Source organism: Micromonospora sp. AB353, assembly GCF_049538395.1.
Lineage (GTDB): Bacteria > Actinomycetota > Actinomycetes > Mycobacteriales > Micromonosporaceae > Micromonospora > Micromonospora aurantiaca.
On sequence record NZ_JBMVFV010000009.1, the window covers coordinates 50,336 to 72,892 of the forward strand.

At 72.3% G+C, this 22,557-nt stretch carries 19 protein-coding genes and 1 tRNA gene; 12 read left to right on the forward strand and 8 right to left on the reverse strand.

Annotation, left to right across the window (positions count from 1 at the left end; genetic code table 11):
• Positions 1-96: 96 nt before the first annotated feature.
• Together ACPCK6_RS06960 and hppD are read right to left on the reverse strand one after the other, a co-directional pair.
• Positions 97-786, reverse strand: coding sequence for an RDD family protein (locus tag ACPCK6_RS06960; RefSeq protein ID WP_396880909.1), 690 nt, complete (start codon positions 784-786; stop codon positions 97-99).
• 10 nt (positions 787-796) lie between these two features.
• A complete protein-coding gene (gene hppD, locus ACPCK6_RS06965) occupies positions 797-2,002 on the reverse strand; it encodes a 4-hydroxyphenylpyruvate dioxygenase (RefSeq protein ID WP_423480665.1) in 1,206 nt (401 codons plus the stop codon).
• A 140-nt stretch (positions 2,003-2,142) separates the two neighbouring features.
• Between hppD and ACPCK6_RS06970 the strand changes: the two genes are divergently transcribed.
• From ACPCK6_RS06970 to ACPCK6_RS06995, 6 genes are all read left to right on the forward strand, one after another.
• Positions 2,143-2,631 (forward strand): Lrp/AsnC family transcriptional regulator, encoded by a 489-nt coding sequence (locus tag ACPCK6_RS06970; RefSeq protein ID WP_318335956.1) that lies wholly within the window; start codon positions 2,143-2,145, stop codon positions 2,629-2,631.
• Positions 2,632-2,752: 121 nt separating this feature from the next.
• Positions 2,753-4,189 carry an outer membrane protein assembly factor BamB family protein gene (locus tag ACPCK6_RS06975; RefSeq protein WP_423480666.1) on the forward strand — a complete coding sequence of 479 codons (1,437 nt, stop codon included), beginning with the start codon at positions 2,753-2,755 and terminating at the stop codon, positions 4,187-4,189.
• Positions 4,190-4,265: 76 nt separating this feature from the next.
• Positions 4,266-5,933 (forward strand): fumarate hydratase, encoded by a 1,668-nt coding sequence (locus ACPCK6_RS06980; RefSeq protein WP_013288918.1) that lies wholly within the window; start codon positions 4,266-4,268, stop codon positions 5,931-5,933.
• Positions 5,934-6,182: 249 nt separating this feature from the next.
• Complete coding sequence (locus ACPCK6_RS06985; protein WP_423480667.1) at positions 6,183-9,158, forward strand: AfsR/SARP family transcriptional regulator; 2,976 nt, start codon at positions 6,183-6,185, stop codon at positions 9,156-9,158.
• A 53-nt stretch (positions 9,159-9,211) separates the two neighbouring features.
• Positions 9,212-10,612, forward strand: coding sequence for a class II fumarate hydratase (locus tag ACPCK6_RS06990; protein WP_396880912.1), 1,401 nt, complete (start codon positions 9,212-9,214; stop codon positions 10,610-10,612).
• Between the two features lie 54 nt (positions 10,613-10,666).
• The gene (locus tag ACPCK6_RS06995; RefSeq protein ID WP_396880913.1) at positions 10,667-11,266 is read left to right on the forward strand and encodes a GNAT family N-acetyltransferase; all 600 of its coding nucleotides are present in this window, start codon (positions 10,667-10,669) and stop codon (positions 11,264-11,266) included.
• On the opposite strand, the gene ACPCK6_RS07000 is transcribed toward ACPCK6_RS06995, so the two are convergent.
• Entirely contained in the window at positions 11,230-11,778 is a 549-nt protein-coding gene (locus ACPCK6_RS07000; protein WP_135242298.1) for a CGNR zinc finger domain-containing protein, read from the reverse strand. The two genes, ACPCK6_RS06995 and ACPCK6_RS07000, sit on opposite strands and share 37 nt — an antisense overlap.
• Positions 11,779-11,850: 72 nt before the next feature.
• Here ACPCK6_RS07000 and ACPCK6_RS07005 point away from each other — a divergent pair, with 72 nt between their 5' ends.
• The 3 genes from ACPCK6_RS07005 to ACPCK6_RS07015 all read left to right on the forward strand — a co-directional run bounded on the left by ACPCK6_RS07005 (position 11,851) and on the right by ACPCK6_RS07015 (position 15,285).
• On the forward strand, positions 11,851-12,813 hold the full coding sequence (locus ACPCK6_RS07005; RefSeq protein ID WP_423480668.1) for an EamA family transporter: 963 nt from the start codon (positions 11,851-11,853) through the stop codon (positions 12,811-12,813).
• Positions 12,810-13,508 (forward strand): HAD family hydrolase, encoded by a 699-nt coding sequence (locus ACPCK6_RS07010; protein WP_396880915.1) that lies wholly within the window; start codon positions 12,810-12,812, stop codon positions 13,506-13,508. The genes ACPCK6_RS07005 and ACPCK6_RS07010 overlap by 4 nt, the downstream gene beginning before the upstream one ends.
• Positions 13,509-13,596: 88 nt before the next feature.
• The gene (locus ACPCK6_RS07015) at positions 13,597-15,285 is read left to right on the forward strand and encodes a S8 family serine peptidase (RefSeq protein ID WP_396880916.1); all 1,689 of its coding nucleotides are present in this window, start codon (positions 13,597-13,599) and stop codon (positions 15,283-15,285) included.
• Between the two features lie 110 nt (positions 15,286-15,395).
• Here ACPCK6_RS07015 and ACPCK6_RS07020 read toward each other — a convergent pair whose 3' ends face one another.
• Together ACPCK6_RS07020 and ACPCK6_RS07025 are read right to left on the reverse strand one after the other, a co-directional pair.
• The gene (locus ACPCK6_RS07020) at positions 15,396-16,412 is read right to left on the reverse strand and encodes a hypothetical protein (protein WP_423480669.1); all 1,017 of its coding nucleotides are present in this window, start codon (positions 16,410-16,412) and stop codon (positions 15,396-15,398) included.
• Positions 16,413-16,660: 248 nt separating this feature from the next.
• On the reverse strand, positions 16,661-17,308 hold the full coding sequence (locus ACPCK6_RS07025) for an IclR family transcriptional regulator (protein ID WP_423480670.1): 648 nt from the start codon (positions 17,306-17,308) through the stop codon (positions 16,661-16,663).
• A 63-nt stretch (positions 17,309-17,371) separates the two neighbouring features.
• Between ACPCK6_RS07025 and cysS the strand changes: the two genes are divergently transcribed.
• Both cysS and rlmB read left to right on the forward strand, forming a co-directional pair.
• Positions 17,372-18,787, forward strand: a complete 1,416-nt coding sequence (cysS, locus tag ACPCK6_RS07030; protein ID WP_423480671.1) for a cysteine--tRNA ligase — start codon at positions 17,372-17,374, stop codon at positions 18,785-18,787.
• Positions 18,787-19,908, forward strand: coding sequence for a 23S rRNA (guanosine(2251)-2'-O)-methyltransferase RlmB (gene rlmB, locus ACPCK6_RS07035; protein ID WP_396880920.1), 1,122 nt, complete (start codon positions 18,787-18,789; stop codon positions 19,906-19,908). Before cysS ends, rlmB begins: the two co-directional genes overlap by 1 nt.
• Positions 19,909-19,965: 57 nt before the next feature.
• Here rlmB and ACPCK6_RS07040 read toward each other — a convergent pair whose 3' ends face one another.
• The gene (locus ACPCK6_RS07040; protein ID WP_166457737.1) at positions 19,966-21,057 is read right to left on the reverse strand and encodes an ABC transporter ATP-binding protein; all 1,092 of its coding nucleotides are present in this window, start codon (positions 21,055-21,057) and stop codon (positions 19,966-19,968) included.
• A gap of 364 nt (positions 21,058-21,421) precedes the next feature.
• Between ACPCK6_RS07040 and ACPCK6_RS07045 the strand changes: the two genes are divergently transcribed.
• Positions 21,422-21,498: transfer RNA gene (locus tag ACPCK6_RS07045), tRNA-Thr, on the forward strand.
• 85 nt (positions 21,499-21,583) lie between these two features.
• Here the strand turns inward: ACPCK6_RS07045 and ACPCK6_RS07050 are convergent.
• Both ACPCK6_RS07050 and ACPCK6_RS07055 read right to left on the reverse strand, forming a co-directional pair.
• Entirely contained in the window at positions 21,584-21,970 is a 387-nt protein-coding gene (locus ACPCK6_RS07050; RefSeq protein ID WP_396880921.1) for a VOC family protein, read from the reverse strand.
• 93 nt (positions 21,971-22,063) lie between these two features.
• Positions 22,064-22,510 carry a hypothetical protein gene (locus ACPCK6_RS07055; RefSeq protein ID WP_423480672.1) on the reverse strand — a complete coding sequence of 149 codons (447 nt, stop codon included), beginning with the start codon at positions 22,508-22,510 and terminating at the stop codon, positions 22,064-22,066.
• Positions 22,511-22,557 lie beyond the last annotated feature (47 nt).

A 22,557-nucleotide genomic window follows, 5' to 3' on the forward strand; every position in this document is an offset into this window, starting at 1 on the left:
GACTGCGGGGCTCGCAGACCCGGCTCACTCCTCGCGCTCACGATGCCCCCTCAGTTCGCGACTGCGGGGCTCGCAGACCCGGCTCACTCCTCGCGCTCACGGGCCAACCTTAACGACGACCGTTCCGGCGAACTTGTCGTGGAGGCACTGCTGCCAGGGCTTGTCCCACAGTTGCCAGAAACCGTCGAGGTAGCTGAGGAACGGCACGAACATCCCGCCGGCGAACTCGACGACCCAGCGCTTGCCGAGCATGCCCCGGCTCAGCGCGGCGTCCGGCTGCACCGGCACGATCCGCAGCTTCATCACCTTCTTGCCCAGCGTCTGCCCGGTCCGGCGGGCGTACTCGACGTGGTAGACCCAGTAGAAGGCGAGCATCAGCAGCAGAACCCCGAGCTCGGCGGCGAACAGCGGCAGGAACACGCTCGTCCAGAGTTCGGCCGGGTCGGGGCCGTTCGGCCCGGACTGCTCGATCTCGTCGATCATCCGGACGAAGACGAGGAAGAAGACCGGCAGGAACAGTGCCATCATCACCGCCATGGCGACTGCGGTGTCGATCAGGTAGGCGAGCAGCCGGTCACCGAAGCTCGCCAGCGGCTGCCCGTTCGGCGCCACCGGGGGCGGAAGAGGCGCCGGGGCGTACCCGGGCGGGGGGTAGCCGGGCGGGCCGGCGTACCCCGGAGGAACGTGCTGCGCGGGCACCGCCGGTCCGCCGGGCGGCGCGAAGCCGCCGCCCGCGGGTGCAGGACCGGCGGGCGGCGGCGTCGGGTTCGGAGGAGGCTGGGTCACGCGGACAGTGTTACAGGTTCCCGCGCTTCTCCTGCTCGCGCTCGATCGCCTCGAACAGGGCCTTGAAGTTGCCCTTGCCGAAGCCGAGCGAGCCGTGCCGCTCGATCAGCTCGAAGAAGACGGTGGGGCGGTCCTGCACCGGCTTGGTGAAGATCTGGAGCAGGTAGCCGTCCTCGTCCCGGTCGACCAGGATCTTGCGGGACTGAAGCTCCTCGATCGGCACCCGGACGTTGCCGATGCGGGCGCGCAGCTCCGGGTCCTCGTAGTACGAGTCCGGGGTGTCCAGGAACTCGACGCCCGCCGCGCGCATGGCGTCCACGCTGGCCAGGATGTCGTTCGTGGCCACGGCGATGTGCTGGGCGCCGGGGCCCTGGTAGAACTCCAGGTACTCGTCGATCTGCGACTTCTTGCGGGCCACGGCCGGCTCGTTGAGCGGGAACTTCACCTTGCGGGTGCCGTTGGCGACGACCTTGCTCATCAGCGCCGAGTAGTCGGTGGCGATGTCGTCGCCGATGAACTCCGCCATGTTCGAGAAGCCCATGACGCGCTTGTAGAACTCGACCCACTCGTCCATCCGGCCCAGCTCCACGTTGCCGACCACGTGGTCGACGGCCTGGAAGAACCGCTTCGGCTGGAGGCTGGCGTCGATCATCGGCTGCCGGTCCACGATCGGGCCGCGGGCCACGAAGCCGGGCAGGAACGGGCCGGTGTAGCGGGACCTGTCGACCAGGCTGTGCCGGGTGTCGCCGTACGCGGCGATGGACGCCATCCGCACGGTGCCGTGCTCGTCGCTGACGTCGTGCGGCTCGACCAGGCCGGTCGCGCCCTGCGCCACGGCGTGCGCGTACGCGGCGTCCACGTCCGGCACCTCCAGCGCGATGTCGGAGACGCCGTCGCTGTGCTTCGCCACGTGCTCGGCGCCGTCGGCGTCCGGGCGGACCGCGCCGGTCAGCACGAAGCGGGCCGAACCGCTGGTGAGCACGTACTGCGCGTGGTCGCGGTAGCCCTGCTCCGGCCCCCGGTACGCCACGCAGGTCATGCCGAACGCGGTGGAGTAGTAGTGCGCGGCCTGCTTGGCGTTCCCCACCAGGAAGTGGACGTGGTCCATGCCCTTGACCGGGAACGGGTCGCGGGTGATGTCGTGGTCGACTGCGCCGACGAGAGCGTCGACGTCGACCTCCTCGGTCGACTGGGGTCGGTCGATCGCCTGGGTCATGGTGGCCTCCCTCGCGTACCGGCCGGCCTCGTGGGCCGCCGTGGATGTGCTCTTCCGGCGAGGATCTACGGACCGCGGTGAGTTGGGCAACAGTTGACGTTATTCCTGGTCAGGTTGTGCATTCGGTACGGTCGGACACCATGAACACTGGTCAGGATGTACAGCTCGACGAGCTCGACGCGCGCTTGATCGAACTGCTCGCGGAGGAGCCCCGGATCGGCGTGCTGGAGTGCTCCCGGCGCCTCGGCGTCGCCCGCGGCACGGTCCAGGCCCGGCTCGACAAGCTCGTCGACCGGGGCGTGGTGACCGGGTTCGGGCCGGACATCACCCCCGCCGCGATCGGGTTCGGGGTGACCAGCTTCGTCACCCTGGAGATCAGCCAGCGGCACGGCCACGACCAGGTCACCGCGCACCTCGCCGCGATCCCCGAGGTGCTGGAGGCGCACACCATCACCGGCTCCAGCGACCTGCTCTGCCGCATCGTCGCCCGGTCGAACACCGACCTCCAGCGGGTCATCGACCAGATCGTCGCCTCGGAGGGCATCCGCCGCGCGTCCACCATCATCGCGCTGGCCGAGCAGATCCCGTACCGCACGCTGCCGCTGGTCCGCTCCGCCGCCCGCGGGTAAGGAAGGGCCCCCTATTAACGCCTCCGGAGGTGGAAGGGCCCCTCATTAACACCCCGGACCGCCCAAGAAGCGCCGCGACACGCACCGCACGCGGCCCGGGGGACCGGTGATCGTCGCTACCGTGTGCGGTGTGAAGGGCCTAGGGGTACGCGGCTGGTTGCTGCTCGGGCTCGTCACCGTGGTCGTCCTCGCCGCGACAGGCGTCTGGAACCCGTTCCCGGCGCTCTGGGACTGGGTCGACCGCAGCAAGCCGATCAGCGAGCCCGACGTGGTCTGGCAGCAGCGCGTCGGCGGCACGCCGCGCAGCGTCACCATCGCCGGCGACACCGTGATCGTCGAGCAGCGCACCCGCATCGAGGCGCGCAACCTCGCCGACGGCGGCCAGCTGTGGGAACGCAAGGCCGACTGGTCGGCGGTCGCGGGCAGCGGCCGGGAGTCGGTCGTCGCCGTGGGCAAGCTGCTCGACAAGGGGTACGAGGTGCTCGACCCGGTCAGCGGCGTGACCCGGCGCCGTGACGATCGCGCGATCGCCGTCTGGACCTACCGGAACCTGCTGCTGGACGCGTACTGCGTGCAGGCCACCGACTGCACGCTGCGCGCCTGGGATCCGCGCGGCACCGCTCCGCTGTGGAGCGCGTTCCTGCCCGGCGTGCACAGCGGCGTGCTCGCCGACAACCCGGAACTTCTCGGCACCCGGCGGCTCGGCGCCACCCGGATCGACGGCGGGGTGGCCGGGCCGGAGTCCGTCCCGCCGCTGCTCGGCTTCCCGGTCGACGGACGGGTGCACGTGGTGGACACCGCCACCGGCCGGGTGCTCCAGAACGTCCAGCCCGGCCGGGAGGAGCGGCTCGCCGTGGTCGGCGGCCGGCTGCTGCGGATCGCGGCCACCTCCCGCGACGGGAGCTGCTACTACGCGGTCACCGCAGTGGACCCGGCCACCGGTCAGCAGGTGTGGCGGCGTACCGGGATCAACCTGCGCACCGCCGACTACGCCGGCTGTGTGCAGCGGGAGGACCCGCAGGGCGGACGCAACGTCCTCATCGGGGTCGCCCCGGACGGCCGGGAGGCGGTGCTCGACGGGTACGACGGCCGGCTGCTCCACGTCGGCGCGGACGGCGAGAAGCTGCTCGCCGTGGACGACCGCTACGCCGTGGTGCGCAGCGCCGACAAGGACTCGCTGCTGGGCCGGGAGCTGTCCGCCGACCGGACCCGCTGGACCCGCCCGGCGGGCGGCAAGGCCGGCGCGGCGCTCACCCCGTACGCGGCGGTGATCAGCGAGGAGAAGCCGTCCCGGCTGATCGCGGTCGGGCCCCGGGACGGCCGGGTGCTGGTCGAACTGCGCACCTCCGCGAACGCGCTGGCGGTCGGCCCGAACGGCATGATCATCGGCGAGGGGCGGGAGATCGGGTACGTCCGCTGGGGCGCCGGCACGTCCGAGGCGCCCGGGCCGGACCAGGACGGCGCGCCGGTGGCGCCCGACCCGGGAGGCAGTTGGCGCCCGCCGAGCGACCAGGGAAGTTGCGGACCGAAACGGGAACTCTGCGCCGACGGCAAGTGACAGCGGGTGAGAGGGTCGTCCCAGGACCGACCTGCGGGTGCCACCGATCGACGCCTCTGCCCTAGGCTTTTCGGTCATGAGCAGTGCCGCCGCCTTCTCGTACGCACCCCTGCTGCCGACCGGTCCCGACCAGACCGAATACCGCCTGGTCACCGACGAGGGCGTGGACGTCGTCAACGGCCCCGGAGGCCGCCGGTTCCTCACCGTGGATCCGGGCGCGCTGACCGCGCTGACGGCCGAGGCGATGCACGACATCGCCCACTTCCTGCGCCCGGCCCACCTGGCTCAGCTCCGCGCGATCATCGACGATCCGGCGGCCTCGCCGAACGACCGCTTCGTCGCGCTCGACCTGCTGCGCAACGCCAACATCGCGGCCGGCGGTGTGCTGCCGATGTGCCAGGACACCGGCACCGCGATCGTGATGGGAAAGCGCGGCCGGCACGTGCTCACCGACGGCACCGACGCGGAGGCGATCTCGCGTGGTGTCTACCAGGCGTACACCCGGCTCAACCTGCGCTACTCGCAGCTCGCCCCGCTGACCATGTGGGACGAGCGGAACACCGGCAGCAACCTGCCCGCCCAGGTGGAGCTGTACGCCGAGGACCCGGACGGCCACGCCGACGCGTACAAGTTCCTGTTCATGGCCAAGGGTGGCGGCTCGGCCAACAAGTCCTACCTCTACCAGGAGACCAAGGCGCTGCTGAACCCCACGCGGATGATGCAGTTCCTGGAGGAGAAGCTGCGGCTCATCGGCACCGCGGCCTGCCCGCCCTACCACCTGGCGATCGTCATCGGCGGCACCTCCGCCGAGTACGCGCTGAAGACCGCGAAGTACGCCTCCGCGAAGTACCTCGACGCGCTGCCCACCGAGGGCTCGATGAGCGCGCACGGCTTCCGTGACCTGGAGCTGGAGGCCGAGGTGCTGGAGCTGACCCGCAACTTCGGCATCGGCGCGCAGTTCGGCGGGCGCTACTTCTGCCACGACGTACGGGTGGTCCGGCTGCCCCGGCACGGCGCGTCCTGCCCGGTGGCGATCGCGGTCTCCTGCTCGGCCGACCGGCAGGCGGTGGCGAAGATCACCCCGTCGGGCGTCTGGCTGGAACGACTCGAAACCGACCCGGCACGCTACCTGCCCGACGTGACCGACGAGACGCTGGAGACCGAGGAGGTCGTCCGCGTCGACCTGAACCGGCCGATGGACGAGATCCGGGCCGAGCTGTCGAAGTATCCGGTGAAGACCCGGCTGTCGCTGACCGGCCCGCTCGTCGTGGCCCGGGACATCGCACACGCGAAGATCGCCGAGCGGCTGGACGCGGGTGAGCCGATGCCGCAGTACCTGCGCGACCACGCGGTCTACTACGCCGGCCCGGCGAAGACCCCCGAGGGTTACGCCTCCGGTTCGTTCGGCCCCACCACGGCGGGCCGGATGGACGCGTACGTGGAGAAGTTCCAGGCGGCCGGCGGCTCGATGGTGATGCTCGCGAAGGGCAACCGGTCCGCCCAGGTCACCCGCTCCTGCCAGGCCCACGGCGGGTTCTACCTCGGCTCGATCGGCGGCCCGGCGGCCCGCCTCGCGCAGGACTGCATCAAGCACGTCGAGGTGCTCGAATACGCCGAGCTGGGCATGGAGGCGGTCTGGAAGATCGAGGTGGAGGACTTCCCCGCCTTCATCGTCGTCGACGACAAGGGCAACGACTTCTTCGCCGAGGTCACCAAGCCGGTCCTCACCGTCGGCCGGCGCTGACGGCAGACGTACACCGAGGGGCGCCCGGTTTGGTCCGGGCGCCCCTCGGTGTGTTCGTCATGCATCGACATCGGTGCGCCTGCCCGGCAGGGTGGCCGGGCAGGCGCACCGCCCCCGTCGGATGTCGTCACCGACAACCCGCAACGAGTCTGTGTGCCGTCGCTATCGGATCGCTATCGCCTCTCCGCGCCGCTCGGTGACCACCGGGCTACGCTGCTGGAAGTTGCATGGCGGCAGGCGGGGGCGCGGATGCGATTCGGGATCTTGGGGCCTTTGCGGGTCGGCGGCGGCGAAGCCACAGTCACCGCGGGCCGGGATCGCACCGTGCTCGCCATGCTGTTGCTGCGCCCCGGCCGGGTGGTGCCGGTGGAGGACCTGGTCGACGCCGTCTGGGAGGAGCGTCCCCCGGCCACCGCGCGCACGCAGCTCCAGATCTGCGTCTCGCGGCTGCGGCAACGGTTCGCGGTGCTCGGGCTGCCGGCCGGGACGATCGTCACCGACCCGGCGGGCTACGGCATCCGGATCGAGCCGGACGACCTCGACGCCGACATGTTCGCCCGCGCCGTGGAGGCGGCGCGCAACGAGGCCGCCGCCGGCCGGCTGGCCGAGGCGCGCCGCCACTACCGGGCCGCCCTGGCGCTGTGGCGCGGTCCGGCGCTCGCCGGCATCCCGGCCCGGGTGGTACGACTGCGGGCCCAGGCGCTCGACGAGCAGCGGCTCGCCGTGCTGGAGGACTGCGTCGACGTCGAGCTGCGGCTGCGCCGGGGCACCGGACTGGTCGACGAGCTCACCGAGGCGGTCGAGCACAATCCGCTGCGGGAACGGCTGCGGGGTCAGTTGATGCGGGCTCTCTCGGCGGTCGGCCGGCAGGCGGACGCGCTCGCCGTCTACCGGGAGGGCCGGCGGATCTACGCCGAGGAGCTGGGCATCGAGCCCGGCGCGGCGTTGCAGGAGCTGCACCAGCGCGTGCTGGCCGGTGACGAGGCGGCGGGCGCGCGCCCCGCGGCCCCGGTACGCACGTTGCCCCGGGCCATCCGGGACTTCACCGGCCGTCAGCAGACCATGGCGCGGCTGGTCAAGGACATCGTCGAGGAGGGCACGCGGCTGTACCTGATCGACGGCATGGCCGGCAGCGGCAAGACGACCCTCGCCGTCCAGGTCGCTACCGGGTTGCGCGAGCGGTTCCCCGACGCGGAACTCTTCATCGACCTGCACGGGTACAGCGAGCGCAGCCCGCTGACCCCCGCGGCGGCCGCGGCCACCCTGCTGCGGCAGCTCGGCGTGCCGGCCGAGCGGGTGCCGGTCGACGCGGAGGACCGGCTGGCGATGTGGCGCTCCGAGCTGGCCGACCGGCGGGCCGTGGTGGTGCTCGACAACGCGGCGAGCGCCGCCCAGGCCGCGGCGCTGCTGCCCAGCGGTCCGGACAATCTCGTGCTGGTGACCAGCCGGCGGCGGCTGGCCGGGCTGGACGAGGGGCGACCTCACTCGCTGCCGGTCCTGGACCCGGACGAGGCCGTGGAACTGCTCGGCCGGATCGTCGGCGCCGACCGGGTGGACGCCGAGCCGGCCGCCGCCGCCGAGGTGGTCCGGCGGTGCGGGCATCTGCCGCTCGCCATCCGGCTGGCCGGTTCCCGGCTTGCGCACCGTCCGCACTGGCGGGTCGCCGACCTGGCACGGCGGCTGGCCGAGGCGCAGGACTCGCTGGCCGAGCTGGCGGTCGGCGAGCGGTCCGTCGGGGACGCCTTCACGCTCTCGTACGCGCAGGTCTCGGCACCGGCCCGGCGGCTGTTCCGGTTGCTCGGACTCCACCCCGGCGTACGGTTCGACAACCGGGTGGCGGCGGCGCTCGCCGACGTGCCTCTGCCGGAGGCGCAGGACCTGCTGGACGAGCTGGTGGACGTGCACCTGGCCGAGGAGACGGCACCGGGCCGCTACCGCCTCCACGACCTGCTCCGGGAGTACGCCCGGCGGTTGCTGGCCGAGACCGAGGGGCCGGACGAGCGACGGGCCGCGGCGGCGCACCTGCTCGACCATCACCTTCAGGTGGCGCTCGGCCTGGCGCTCGCCGCCGAGACGAAGCTGAGCGCGCTGAGCCAGGTCGCCTTCCCGCCGCCGCGGCGCCCCGATCTGCTGCCGGCCCCGGGCAGGCCGGGTCAGTCCTGGTTCGACGAGAACCGGGCGGCTCTCGTCGGACTGGTGCACCTGGCCGAGTCGGAGGGTCTTTCGGCGTACTGCTGGCAGCTGACCCGGGCGTGCTGGTGGTCCAACTTCGTCGGTGGTCACCTCGACGAGCTGGTCGAGACGCATGAGGTGGCGCTGCGCGCCGCCGTCGGGTCGGGGGACGAGGAGGCCGTGGCGATCACCATGAACTACCTCGCCTCGGCGAAGTTCCGGCTCGGGGACTTTCCGGAGGCGATCCGGTTCCTGGAGGCGGGCGTCGACAGGTACCGCCGGCTCGGTCTGCGCCGGGAGCAGGTCCAGGCGCTCTGCAACCTCGCCGCCGTGTGTTTCGGGACGGACGACGCGGAACGCTGCATCAGGTACGTCGACGAGGCGCTGCGGATCAGCCGCTACCCGGACGACGCGGCGACCATCTCCAGCCTGTTCAACATGCTGTCGGTCGCCGAGCTGTTCCGGGGCCGGTACGACCTGGCCCTCGAAGCGGCCCGCCGGCACATCCTCCTGGCGCGGGTGGCGGGGGATCCGCGGCACACCTCGAACGCGCTCGGCCACCTCGGCATGATCCGGCACCGCCTGGGCCAGACCGGGCCGGCCCGCCGACTGCTCCGGGCGGCCCTGCGCCTGAAGCGGAGCACCGCGAACCGGTTCGGTGAGGGGGAGATCCTCAACGAGATCGGCGTGATGGAGCGTGAGGCGGGCCGCCCGGCCGAGGCCGCCGCCCAGCACCGGGCCGCCCTGATCGCGATGACCGACGCGGGGGACCGGATCGGGCAGTGCGCCTCCCGGAACCTCCTGGCCCGCGCCCTGCACGATCTGGGCGATGTCGACGCCGCTGCCGACCTGTACCGCCGGGTGCTGGACGACGCCACGCGCCTGAGCCTGCGCTACGAGCAGGCCCGCGCGCTCGACGGCATGGCCCGCTGCCTGCGGCACACCGACGCCGACCAGGCCCGCCGGTACGCCGGGCGCGCGCTGGCGTTGTTCCGCCAGGTCGAGTCGCCGGACCAGCGGGAGACCGAGGAGTTGCTGGCCGAGCTTGGCTGAGGGCCGCGCCACTTTCCCTGCACACCGCCGGGAGGCGCGGCAGGATGGAACGCGTGACGACTCCAGAGGCGACCGGCTACCGGATCGAACGCGACTCGATGGGCGAGGTGGAGGTGCCCACCGAGGCGCTGTGGCGGGCGCAGACCCAGCGCGCGGTGCAGAACTTCCCGATCTCGGGGCGCGGGCTGGAACCGGCCCAGATCAAGGCCCTGGCGCAGATCAAGGGGGCGGCGGCCCTGGTCAACGGTGAGCTGGGGGTGATCGACGCGGACGTGGCGCAGGCGATCGCCACCGCCGCCGCGCATGTGGCCGAGGGCGGCTACGACGACCAGTTCCCGGTGGACGTGTTCCAGACCGGTTCCGGCACCTCGTCCAACATGAACACCAACGAGGTGATCGCCACCCTGGCGAGCCGCGAGCTGGGCCGTGACGTGCACCCGAACGACCACGTCAACGCGTCGCAGTCCAGCAACGACGTCTTCCCCACCTCGATCCACCTGGCCGCCACCCAGTTCGTGGTGGAGGATCTGATCCCCTCGCTGAAGCAGCTCGCGGGCGCGCTGGAGGAGAAGGCGGCCGAGTTCGAGACGGTGGTCAAGGCCGGGCGTACCCACCTGATGGACGCCACGCCGGTCACGCTCGGGCAGGAGTTCGGCGGCTACGCCGCGCAGGTCCGCTACGGCGTCGAGCGGCTGGAGTCGGCGCTGCCCCGGCTGGCCGAGCTGCCGCTGGGCGGCACCGCCGTCGGCACCGGCATCAACACGCCGCTGGGCTTCGCCGACCGGGTGATCGGCAAGCTGCGGGAGTCGACAGGGCTGCCGCTGACCGAGGCGCGTAACCACTTCGAGGCGCAGGGCGCCCGGGACGCGCTGGTGGAGACGTCCGGCCAGCTCCGTACCGTCGCGGTCGGCCTCTACAAGATCGCCAACGACGTGCGCTGGATGGGCTCCGGCCCCCGTGCCGGGCTGCGTGAGCTGCGCATCCCCGACCTCCAGCCGGGTTCGTCGATCATGCCGGGCAAGGTGAACCCGGTGGTGGCCGAGGCGATGCGGCAGGTCTGCGCCCAGGTGATCGGCAACGATGCGGCGGTGGCCTTCGCCGGGTCGCAGGGTGACTTCGAGCTGAACGTGATGCTCCCGGTGATGGGCCGCAACCTGCTGGAGTCGATCAAGCTGATCGCCGCGTCCAGCCGGCTGTTCGCCGAGCGGCTGGTGGCCGGCCTGGTCGCTGACGCCGAGGTCTGCCTGGCGTACGCGGAGGGCTCGCCGTCGATCGTCACCCCGCTCAACCGCCACCTCGGGTACGACGAGGCCGCCTCGATCGCCAAGGAGGCGCTGGCCAAGCAGGTGTCCATCCGCGAGGTGGTGATCGCCCGGGGCCACGTCGACTCGGGCACGCTCACCGAGACCCAGCTGGACGAGGCGCTGGACCTGCTCCGGATGACCCACCCCTGAGCCGGCGCCGGTAATTGCCTCGACCCGTCACAGGGGGCGCGGCATGATCCGACGGTGCGTGACGACGGCGGGGTGTTGCTGGAGACCGCGCGGCTGACGCTGCGCCGGTTCACGATGGACGACGTGGATCGGCTGGTGGCGCTGGACGCCGATCCGGAGGTCATGCGCTTCCTGACCGGCGGCGCGCCGACCCCGGCCGCGACGTTCCGGGACGAGGTGCTGCCCCGGGTGCTCGCGCAGTACGTCCGGCATCCCGGGCTCGGCCGCTGGGCGACGCTCGACCGGTTCACCGGCGAGTTCCTCGGCTGGCACTCGCTCGACCCGTCCGACGACGGCGCCGAGGCGGAGCTGGGCTACCGGCTGCGCCGCGCCACGTGGGGGCACGGGCTGGCCACCGAGGGCGCGCGGGCGCTGGTGCGGCACGCGTTCGACACGGTCGGCGTCCGCCGGGTGTGGGCCCAGACGATGGCGGTCAACGACCGCTCGCGGGCGGTCATGGCCCGCGCCGGGTTGCGCTACGTCCGCACGTTCCACCTGGCCTTCGACGACCCGATCCCGGGTACGGAGCACGGCGAGGTGGAGTACGAGCTGCGCCGCGACGCGTGGCCCGCGACGCGTCAGGAGTGGGACGCGGCGGCCCTGCGGGCGCGGTAGGCGCTCACCGCGGCGCGGTTGCCGCAGCCGGCGTCGCAGAACCGGCGGGACCGGTTCCGGGACAGGTCGACGAGCACGTTGTCGCAGTCCGGATGGTCGCAGTGCCGCAGCCGGCTCAGCTCGCCCATCCGGACCAGGTCGGCCATCGCCATCGCGGCCTCGACCGCCATCCGGGTCGCCAGCGGCGCGTCCCGCGGCACGGCGTGCAGGTGGTACGGCTCGTCGTCGTGCCGGACGAGTTGCGGCAGCGCATGCGACTCGCGCAGCAGCGCGTTGACGATCGCGACCACCTCGTCGGTGTCGCCGTACCAGATGCGGCGCAGCCGGGGCCGCAGCGCGCGGACCTGGCGCAGTTCGGCGTCGGTGTGCTCGTGCCGGCCGCTCCACCCGTGTGCGGTGAAGAAGGCGTCCAGGGCGGCCACGTCGGGCAGCCCCTCCCGGTCGTCGCCGGCGGTGTTCACCAGCGCGGCGACGCTGACCAGCGCGCATTCGGTGTCATGGGCGAAAAGCAACTTGACTCCTGTCGGAGGCTACGCCTAGCGTCATCAGCATAACCTTCCTTGACTCATGACCAGGAGATGCCGATGCGTGAACGGTCCGGCGTCGGGCTCGGCCTGGCACTGCTCTCCGCGATCACGTTCGCCACCTCGGGCACCTTCGCCCGCCCGCTGATCACCGGCGAGTGGTCGGCGGTCGCCGTGGTGATCGCCCGGGTCGGCATCGCCGCGTTGGTGCTCGCCGTCCCCGCCGTGCTGGCGCTGCGCGGCAGGTGGAGCGTGCTGCGCCGCAACGCGGGAACCGTGGTGCTGTTCGGGCTGCTCGGCGTGGCCACGGCGCAGGCGTGCTTCTTCAACGCGGTCCGCTACCTGCCGGTCGGCGTGGCGCTCCTGCTCGAGTACCTCGGCATCGTGCTCGTGGTCGGATGGATGTGGCTGGTCCACGGGCAGCGCCCCCGGCTGCTCACTGTGGCCGGCTCGGTCATCGCCCTGTGCGGGCTGGTGCTCGTCCTCGACCTCACCGGCGCCGGACGACTCGACCCGGTGGGCGTGCTCTGGGGCCTCGGCGCGGGCGTGGGGCTCGCCGGATACTTCGTCATCGCCGGCCGGATCGACGCGGGCCTGCCCTCGGTGGTGATGGCCAGCGGTGGCATGGCCGTCGGCGCGGTGGCGCTGCTCCTGCTCGGCGGCCTCGGCGCGCTGCCGCTCGCGGCCGGCACCGCCGACGTCACCTTCGGCGGGCACCGGGTGAGCTGGCTGGTGCCGATCGCCGGGCTGTCGCTCATCGCCGCCGTGGTCGCGTACCTCGCCGGTGTCGCCGGCACCCGGCTGCTCGGGGCACGGCTGTCCTCCTTCGTGGGCCTGACCGAGGTGATGTTCGCGGTGCTGATCGCCTGGCTGGTGCTCGACGAACTGCCCAGCCTGATCCAGCTGGCCGGCGGCGTGCTCATCCTCGGCGGCGTCGCGCTGGTCCGGGCCGACGAGCTGCGCGGCACACCATCGGTGCCGGAGACGGCGCAGGCCGAGCCGGTGCTGACCGGCGACCGATGAGCGGACCGCGCGGCACCGTCGTCTTCGACGCCGACGAGACACTCGTCGACCTGCGCCCGGCGGTCACCGGCGCGCTCGTCGCCGTACTCGAGGAGATGCGGCGGCGGACCCCGGCGGCGGCCGGAGTGGCGCTCGCGGACCTGGAGGGGGACTGGGGTGCGGTCTTCGGCGCGCTCAGCGCCGCCCCGGTGCAGGAGATCCGGCGGGCCGCGCTGGCCCGTTCGCTGGCCCGGGCGGGGCTGGAGGCGGACCTGGACGAGTTCGCGGCGTTGTTCTTCGCCCGCCGGTACGCGCTGAGCCGCCCCTTCCCGGACGTGCTGCCCGCGCTGGCGGCGCTGCGCCCGCACCACGTGCTGGGCTTCGCCACGAACGGCAACAGCCGCGCCGAACGCTGCGGCCTCCCCGGGCAGTTCGCCTTCGAGGTGTACGCGCACGAGGGTGGCCTGCCCAAGAAACCGGCGCCGGAGTTCTTCGCGGCGGTGGTGGCCGCGTCCGGGCTGCCCGCCGCGCGCATCGTCCACGTGGGCGACTCGCCGGAGCACGACGTGGCCGCCGCCCAGCGGGCCGGGCTGCGCGCGGTCTGGCTCAACCGGGCCGGGCTGCCCCGCCCGCGCGGCCTCGAACCGGACGCCGAGGTGTCCACGCTCGCCGGACTGTCCACGGTGCTCGCCACCCTGACGAGCGCGAATGCCTAGTTGCCGCCGATAACGGACGTCGATCTGGCGAAACCCGCTCCCGTGATGTGGGATGACACCACGTCCCTCAACGAGAGGATCTGATGTGGTGAGCAAGCGCTTCACCGTCGGCGCGGTCGCGGCTGCGGCCTCGCTGGCACTCACGGTGACCGGCCTGAGCATCCCGGCGAACGCCGCGCCGTCGGAGTTCCGGACCTTCACCGTGCTGGCCGAGAGCGGCGTCTCCAGCGACGCCGCGGTCGCCGCGATCACCGCCGCCGGTGGCAAGGTCGTCGCCCGCACCGACGACGTCGGCCTGTTCCAGGTCAGAAGCGACCGGGCGGACTTCGCCAGCCGGGCCACCGCGGCCGGCGCGCTGGTCGGCGCGGCCGAGGAGAAGGCGATCGGCCGCAAGCCGAAGCTGGACCGGGTCGAGCAGGAGCACCTGCTGGCCGCCGCGGCGACCAAGGGCAAGGCCGCCAAGGGCAACGGCAAGAAGATGGACCCGCTCGACGACAAGCTCTGGGGTCTGGACATGATCCGGGCCGACAAGGCCCGCAAGATCGAGCCGGGCGACCGCCGGGTCACCGTCGGCATCCTGGACACCGGCGTCGACGCCAGCCAGCCCGATCTGGCGCCGAACTTCAACTGGGCGCTGTCGCGCAACTTCGCCCCGGACATCCCCGAGGTCGACGGCCCGTGCGAGGTGGCGAGCTGCCTCGACCCGGTCGGCACCGACGACGGCGGGCACGGCACGCACGTGGCCGGCACCATCGGCGCCGCCGCCAACGGCTTCGGCCTGTCCGGCGTGGCCCCGAACGTCTCCCTGGTCGAGCTGAAGGGTGGCCAGGACAGCGGCTACTTCTTCCTCAACCCGGTGGTGAACGCCCTGGTGCACGCGGGCCGGTCCGGGCTGGACGTGGTGAACATGTCCTTCTACGTCGACCCGTGGCTCTACAACTGCACCGCCAACCCGGCCGACTCGCCGGAGGCGCAGGCCGAGCAGCGCACCGTCATCGAGGCCATGAAGCGGGCGCTCAACTTCGCGCACCGCAAGGGCGTCACGCTCGTCGGCTCGCTCGGTAACAACCACGAGGACCTGGGCGCGCCGCGCACCGACGTGAGCAGCCCGGACTACGGCGCCGACCCGTACCCGCGCCCGATCGACAACGCGACCTGCTGGGATCTGCCGGTCGAGGGCCCGCACGTGATCGGCGTGTCGGCGGTCGGCCCGTCCGGCAAGAAGTCGGACTACTCGAACTACGGCACCGAGCAGATCTCGGTGGCGGCTCCGGGTGGCTGGTTCCGCGACGGCTTCGGCACCGACACGTACCGCACCGACGCCAACATGATCCTCTCCACGTACCCGAAGAAGGTGCTCCAGGAGGAGGGGTCGGTCGACGAGAACGGCGACATCGTCGCCGGCTTCGAGAACTCGGTGTTCAAGCAGTGCACCGCCAAGGGTGAGTGTGGCTACTACACCTACCTCCAGGGCACGTCGATGGCGTCCCCGCACGTCTCGGGCGTGGCGGCGCTGATCGTCAGCAAGCACGGCAAGAAGGAGGGCCGCAACGGCTACGGCATGGCGCCGAACCTGGTCGAGCAGCACCTCTACCGGACGGCGGCCGAGCACGCCTGCCCGGAGCCGCGGCTGCAGAGCTACACCAACGAGGGCCGGAGCGCCGAGTTCGACGCGTACTGCGCGGGCTCGCTGAACTTCAACGGCTTCTACGGCTACGGCATCGTCGACGCCTACGCCGCGGTGAAGACCCCGGTCAAGCCCAACGTTCGACCGTAACCACCGTTTCCCCGAGGTGGCGGTGTCCGGAGTTCCCGGACGCCGCCATTTCGGCGTTCCGGTGACCTGCGCGGCTGGTGGCGTGGCGGCTGGTGGGGCGGCGGCCGGTGTCACGGCCGCCACCCCCGGGCCACCAGCGCGGCGCGGATCTCCCGCACCAGGGCGGGGAACTCCTTGCGCAGACGGCGGCCGGTCACGTGCAGCACCAGCCAGCCGGCCGCGACGAACTGGTTGAGCCGCCGCCGGTCGAGGTGCATCCGGTCCGCGTCGGAGTGCCACTGACCGTCGTACTCGACAGCGACCCGGAACTCCGGCCAGGCCAGGTCAGGGTGCAGGATCAGCCCGGTCGACACCCGCACCGGATACTGGGCCACCGCGCGAGGCAGGCCGGCGAGGACGAGACGGACCCGCAGGTGGGACTCGGGCGGGGACTGCGCCAGCCCGTCGGTCAGGCCGAACACCCAGGCTGCCCGCCGCCCACCGGGGCGACAGGCGTTCCGGGCCGCCTCGCTCGCCAGCGCCGACCGGTTCACCGAACCGGTACGCAGCAGCCCGTCGATGATGCCGACCGCCTCCACCGGATCGGCCCAGACCGCAGTCTCCCAAGCGCAGGCGGCCGGCTCGGTGCGTGGCGGAGGCCCGGTCAGGATCATCACCGCGCCGGGGGACGAGCGGTCCGCCGCCAGGGGTGCCGCGACGAATGACCTCGTGCCGGCGGGTGGGCGCGTGCCGGCGGATGCGGCGCTGCCGACGGGGACCAGGAGACCGCTGCGTGTGCTCGACATCGGGGCGTGGTGCACCCGGACACCCGGCTGGGAGTCGGCCCGGACCGTGGCCGGCAGCAGGACGTGCACGTCGTCGGTGAAGCCCGCGGCGTGCTCGACCCCGTGCAGGTAGGCCGCCGACGGACCGGCGATCGCCGCGCCGGGTGGCAGGCGCAGCAGCGCCGCGCGGCAGGCCAGCGCGTGGTCGCGGTCGAGCCGAGCGTCGGCGTAGACGTCCTGCCGGAGCCGGATCCAGGACGCGCCGCGCAGATGATGCCGGGACAGCAGCCCGCGCCGGATCGCTTCCGAGCCCCGGAAGACCTGCCAGGCCAACTCCGGTGGTCGATGAGGATGAGGTGGCATGTGACGAGCGTGGCGGCGCACGGGTCGAGATCGGTACCCCTGTGGACAGTCGCAGCCGTGCCGCCCTACGCGCCCTGTGGACAACCCCCGCACCACCTTGTCCGCGTGCTATAGCCCTTCGGCCCGCGCATGATCCACTCCATCTCGGGGACGTGGTGGTATCCGGGCCGTTTGATGCAGCCACCTCGCCGATCTGGCGTGAGGACCCGCGACGTGAGGACCCGCGAGGACCGGCGAGGGCACGCGGGTCAGGAGAACGCGGCAGCCACCGCCTCGGCGGCGGCGGTGACCTGGGCGCCGACATCCGCCACGTCGAGCGGGGTCAGCGACACCACCCCGACGCTGCCCTCCAGACCCGGCACACCGAGCACCGGCGCGGCCACGCCGTACGCGCCCGACTGAAGCTCGCCGCTGGTGCTCACCGGCCCCGGATCGCCGGCCCGCCCGGCCAGCACCGCCCGGCCGGCGGCCCCCCGCTCCAGCGGGTGCCGGGTACCGGTGCGGTACGCCACGTGGAACGACGTCCAGCTCGGCTCGACCACCGCGAGCGCCACCCCCTCGCCGCCCTCGACCACGGTCAGGTGGGCGGTCGCCCCGGTGTCCTCGGCGAGCCGGCGCAGCGCCGGCAGCGCCCCCTCGGCCAGCAGCGGCTGGGCGCGGCGGGCCAGGTGCAGCACGCCCACGCCGATGCGCAGGCGGCCCTCGCCGTCGCGCCGGAGCATTCCGTGGCCGGTCAGCGCGCCGACCAGGCGGTAGACGGCCGCCCGTCCGATGCCCAGCCGGTGCGCCGCCTCGGTGACGGTGAGCCCGCCCGGCGCGTCCGCGACCAGGTGCAGCAGCCGCAGGCCCCGGTCCAGGGTCTGTGCCGTCTCTCCCGTGCGTGCCGCCGTGTCCACAGCACGCAGCGTACGACCCGGCTCCGGCCAACCCGGAAATGTGCGGACGGCTACCCTTGTGAGGTGACGCTACGCCTGTATGACACCGCCACCCGATCGGTGCGGGACTTCGTCCCGCGGGAAGCCGGCAAGGTGGGGGTCTACCTGTGTGGTCTCACGCTCCAGGCCCCGCCGCACATCGGTCACCTTCGCTCCGGCGTCAACTACGACGTGCTGCGCCGCTGGCTGCTCCGCAAGGGCTTCGAGGTCACGTTCATCCGCAACCTGACCGACATCGACGACAAGGTCCTGGCCAAGGCGATGGAGCAGGACCGGCCGTTCTGGTCGATCGCGTACGCCAACGAGCAGATCCTCACCACCTCCTACCGGGCGTTGAACGTGCTCCCGCCGACCTACGAGCCGCGGGCCACCGGGCACATCCCGGAGATGCACGAGCTGATCGCCCGGCTGATCGAGACCGGCCACGCCTACCCGGCCACCGACGGCTCCGGCGACGTCTACTTCGACGTGGCCTCCTGGCCCGCGTACGGGTCGCTGTCCGGCCAGTCCCCGGCGGACATGCAACCTGCCGGCGACGCCCCCGACCGGGGCAAGCGGGATCCGCGTGACTTCGCGCTCTGGAAGGGCGCCAAGCCGGGCGAACCGGCCGATGCCTACTGGCCGTCGCCGTGGGGCCGCGGCCGCCCCGGCTGGCACATCGAGTGCTCGGCCATGTGCTGGCGCTACCTGGGCCCCGAGTTCGACATCCACGGCGGCGGGCTCGACCTGACGTTCCCGCACCACGAGAACGAGATCGCCCAGTCGCAGGCCGCCGACCTGCCGTTCGCCCGCTACTGGGTGCACCACGGCCTGCTCGGCATCGGCGGCACCAAGATGGGCAAGTCGCTCGGCAACACGCTCGACCTCGACTACGTGGCCTCGCTCGGGGTGCGCCCGGTGGAGCTGCGCTACTACTACGTCGCCGCGCACTACCGGTCCCGCATCGACTACTCCGAGGACGCGCTGCGCGAGGCCGCCGTGGCGTACCGGCGGATCGAAGGTTTCGTGCAACGGGCGGCCGAGCGGGTCGGCGCGGGCCGGCCCGGCGACCTGCCGCCCGCCTTCGTGGCCGCGATGGACGACGACCTCAACACGTCGGCGGCGCTCGCGGCGCTGCACGAGGTGGTCCGCGACGGCAACACCGCGCTCACCGCCGCGGACGATGTGACCGTCCGCACGACGCTCGCCGCCACCCGGGCGATGCTGGATATCCTCGGCGTCGACCCTCTGGACCCGGCCTGGACCGGCGGCGGCCGCACGGACGACCTGCGCGGCGTGGTGGACTCCCTGATCGCGCTGGCCCTGGAGCAGCGCGCGCAGGCCCGCGGCCGCAAGGACTGGGCCGCCGCCGACGCCGTACGCGACCAGCTCAAGCAGGCCGGCGTGGTCGTCGAGGACACCCCCCAGGGCCCGCGTTGGACTATTGGAGAGCAGGACTGATGGCCGGCAACTCGCAGCGCCGTGGCCGGCGACTGACGCCGAAGGCGGGCGCCCCCAAGGGCACCGGTGGCAAGAACAAGGACTCCCTCGCTGGGCGGGGCCGCACGCTGCCCGCCGACGAGCGGCCGTGGCACAAGGCGTACTCGGGCACCGAGAAGCTGCCCCAGCGCACCGCCTGGAAGCAGGACAAGGAGCGCCGCGCCGCCGCCGAGGAGGGTCGCGCACCCAAGATCGGTCAGCCCGGCACCAAGGACACCACCTGGGGCAAGGGCGGTGGCCGAGGCACGCCCACGACCAAGGGCCGGGGCGGCAAGGCGGCTGCCGGCCGTGGCGGTCCCCGGGTCGCGCCGGGCCGCAAGGCCAACCCGGCGAAGGACAGCCCGGAGCTGCTGGTCGGGCGCAACCCGGTGCTGGAGTCGCTGCGCACCCAGGTGCCCGCGACCGCGCTCTACACCGCGCAGGGCATCGACATCGACGACCGGGTCAAGGAGATCGTCCGCACCGCCGCCGACCGGGGCATCGCGATCCTCGAGGTCAGCCGCGCCGAGCTGGACCGGATGACCGGCGGGGTGCTGCACCAGGGTGTCGGCCTCCAGGTGCCGCCGTTCGCCTACGAGCCCTTCGACGACCTGGTCGCCGCCGCGCTGGAACAGGCCGCCCCGCTGCTCGTCGCGCTGGACGGCGTCACCGACCCGCGTAACCTCGGCGCGGTCATCCGGTCGGCCGCCGCGTTCGGCGCGCAGGGTGTCTTCGTACCCGAGAGGCGTGCCGCCGGGATCACCGCGACCGCCTGGCGGACCAGCGCCGGCGCGGCCGCGCGCGTGCCCGTCGCCCAGGTCACCAACCTGACCCGGTCGCTCAAGGCGTGCAAGGAGGCCGGCTTCGTCGTGGTCGGCCTGGACGCCGACGGACAGACCGACCTGTACGACCTGGAGGCAGCCGTCGGCCCGCTCGTCGTGGTGGTCGGCTCGGAGGGGCGCGGGCTGTCCCGCCTGGTCGGCGAGACCTGCGACCTGACCGTCAGCATCCCGATGGTCTCCGACGTGGAGTCGCTCAACGCCAGCGTGGCCGCTGCGGTCACGCTCGCCGAGGTCGCCCGCCGCCGGTCCGTCGAGGCCTGATCGAGAGCAACGAAAAGGGGCGGTCCGCCGTGGCGGGCCGCCCCTTTCTCGCGTACGTCAGATCCGCTGGCCGGTGGCGGCGTGGAAGACGTGGCTGCGGCCGGTACGCGGCTTGACGAACACGGTGTCGCCCATGTTCGGCATGCTGCGCCGGTCGGTGCGGACCACGAACCGCTCGTTGTGGCCCTCCAGCGCGGCGTGGCCGTAGACGTTGGCGTCGGAGCCGAGGTCCTCGACCAGCTCGACCACGACCGGCATGCCGCCCTCGGACGGGCTGACCAGGTCGCAGTCCTCCGGCCGGAAGCCGACGGTGACCTTGCCGTCGCCGCCCTCGGCGCTGGCCGCCTGGACCTGCTCGCGGGTCAGCGGCACGATCATCTCGGCGAACGCGCCGCCCTGCTCGGTCAGCTTCACCGTCTTGATGTTCATGGCGGGGGAGCCCATGAATCCGGCGACGAAGACGTTGGCCGGGGTGTCGTAGAGCGCCCGCGGGGTGTCCACCTGCTGGAGCACGCCGTCGAGCATGACCGCCACCCGGTGACCCATGGTCATGGCCTCGACCTGGTCGTGGGTGACGTAGACCGTGGTGACGCCCAGCTTCGCCTGCAGCGAGGCGATCTGGGTACGGGTCTGGACACGCAGCTTGGCGTCGAGGTTCGACAGCGGCTCGTCCATGAGGAAGACCTGCGGCTCGCGGACGATCGCGCGGCCCATGGCGACACGCTGGCGCTGACCGCCGGAGAGCGCCTTCGGCTTGCGGCTGAGGAACTCCTCCAGCTGGAGCAGCCCGGCCGCCTCCTTGACCCGCCGGTCGATCTCCGACTTCGAGGTCTTGCGCAGCTTGAGCGCGAACGCCATGTTCTCGTACACCGTCATGTGCGGGTAGAGGGCGTAGTTCTGGAAGACCATCGCGATGTCGCGGGCCTTCGGCGGGAGGTGGGTGACGTCCCGGTCGTCGATGTAGATCGCGCCGTCGTCGACGTCCTCCAGGCCGGCGAGCATCCGGAGGCTGGTGGACTTGCCGCAGCCGGACGGGCCGACCAGGACGAGGAACTCCCCGTCACCGATCTGGAGGTCGAGCTGGTTGACGGCGGGGCGCTCGGTGCCCGGATAGATCCGGGACGCCTTCGCGTAGGTGACCGTAGCCATGATGGAGCGCTTCCTTTCACCGGCAGGAACGTGCCGGACGATCCGAGTGAAGGAGCGACCGGCGCCCAAGGCACCGGCCAACGGGGTCGTCGCTCAGGCAGCCGAGGCCGGCCGGAGTGTCGTCCGTGTCACTGCACGGTAAACGGCTTTCGCGATCGTGCCAAGACGTGTCGCTCCGGGTGGGATGGACGGCATACGCATAACGGTCAGTCGGGCACGGCGAGGCATCAATCTCCCGCCTGGGAGCGCGTCCCGACGATGATCCATCGGTCGTACCGGTCGGGATGCCGACGTTTTCCGTGCTCGGGAGCCCTGCGAGGCGGGATTTCCGGGGCCCAGTCGCTATGCTGAGCGCGACGCACGCGCCCCTGTAGCTCAGCTGGCCAGAGCACTCGCCTTGTAAGCGAGATGTCGCCGGTTCGATCCCGGCCGGGGGCTCCATTTTCACAAGGCGTTCCGGGGGCGATGTCGCCACGGGACGCCGGGCTCCCGTCAGCAGCGACACGACGGCGTGCCGCACGAGCGGTCAGGCAGGCCCACGGCTGTCGGCACCTGCGGGCTCCCAGAGCTGGACCATGTTGCCCTCCGGGTCTCGAAGGCTCGCGAACCTGCCGTTCGGATACTCCTCGGGGTCCACCTCGACGTCGATTCCCGCACCGCGCAGTTGGTCCACCATCGCGTTCAGGTCCGCGACGCGGAAGTTGAGCGACCAGGAGTGCTCGGGGCCGCCGAAGTGCTCGGAGTCCGCCGGCATGGCCGCCAGGACGGTAGGGCCGGGCTGCTGCCACCAGGAGGACACGTCGTAGGACTCCGGTGCCAGATCCACCCCGAGATGGGTGGCGTACCAGTGGTTGATCCGGTCCGGGTCGTGGGCGCGGAAGAAGACGCCACCGATGCCCGTCACGCGTTCCATGATCTTCTCCCCACTGGGCGCTGTCAGGCTGAGCCTGCCGGATTCAGGCTAGAGGACCGAGAGGCACTCGCCACGGCGCTCGGCCACTAGTGGTCAGTCCCAGAAGTTGAACAGCAGCTCGCCGACGGTGGCCGGTGTCCAGTAGCCGATCTGGTCGTGTTCGGCGCGGTCGAGGGCGCTCAGGTCGGCCTGCGACAGCGGCATCCCTAGCCGATCGACGGTGAGGACCCTGGCGTCGGTCAGGGTGGCGAGGACAGCGGCGAGGCCGGGATGGTCGACGAACGTCACGGTGGCGTCGCCGCCGGCTCGCGGGCGGGCGAAGGCGATGAACGGCACGGTGACGTGCCGCAGCACCGCGACGTGGTGCCGGGCAGCGGCGATGTCGACGGTGTGGAAGCTGGGTGTGACGCCGGCGGGGGTCACGCCGGTGACGGTGGCACCGAGGGCGCGGGCGGCGTGGTGACAGACGGCGGTGAAGGCCCTGACGTCCGCTCGTCCGCCGGGTGCGTGGAAGCCGGTGGCCCCGGGCGGCAGTCTCATGGTCGGGCTCCCTGGTCGTCGCGGCCGGTGCAGGCTATCCGGCGCCG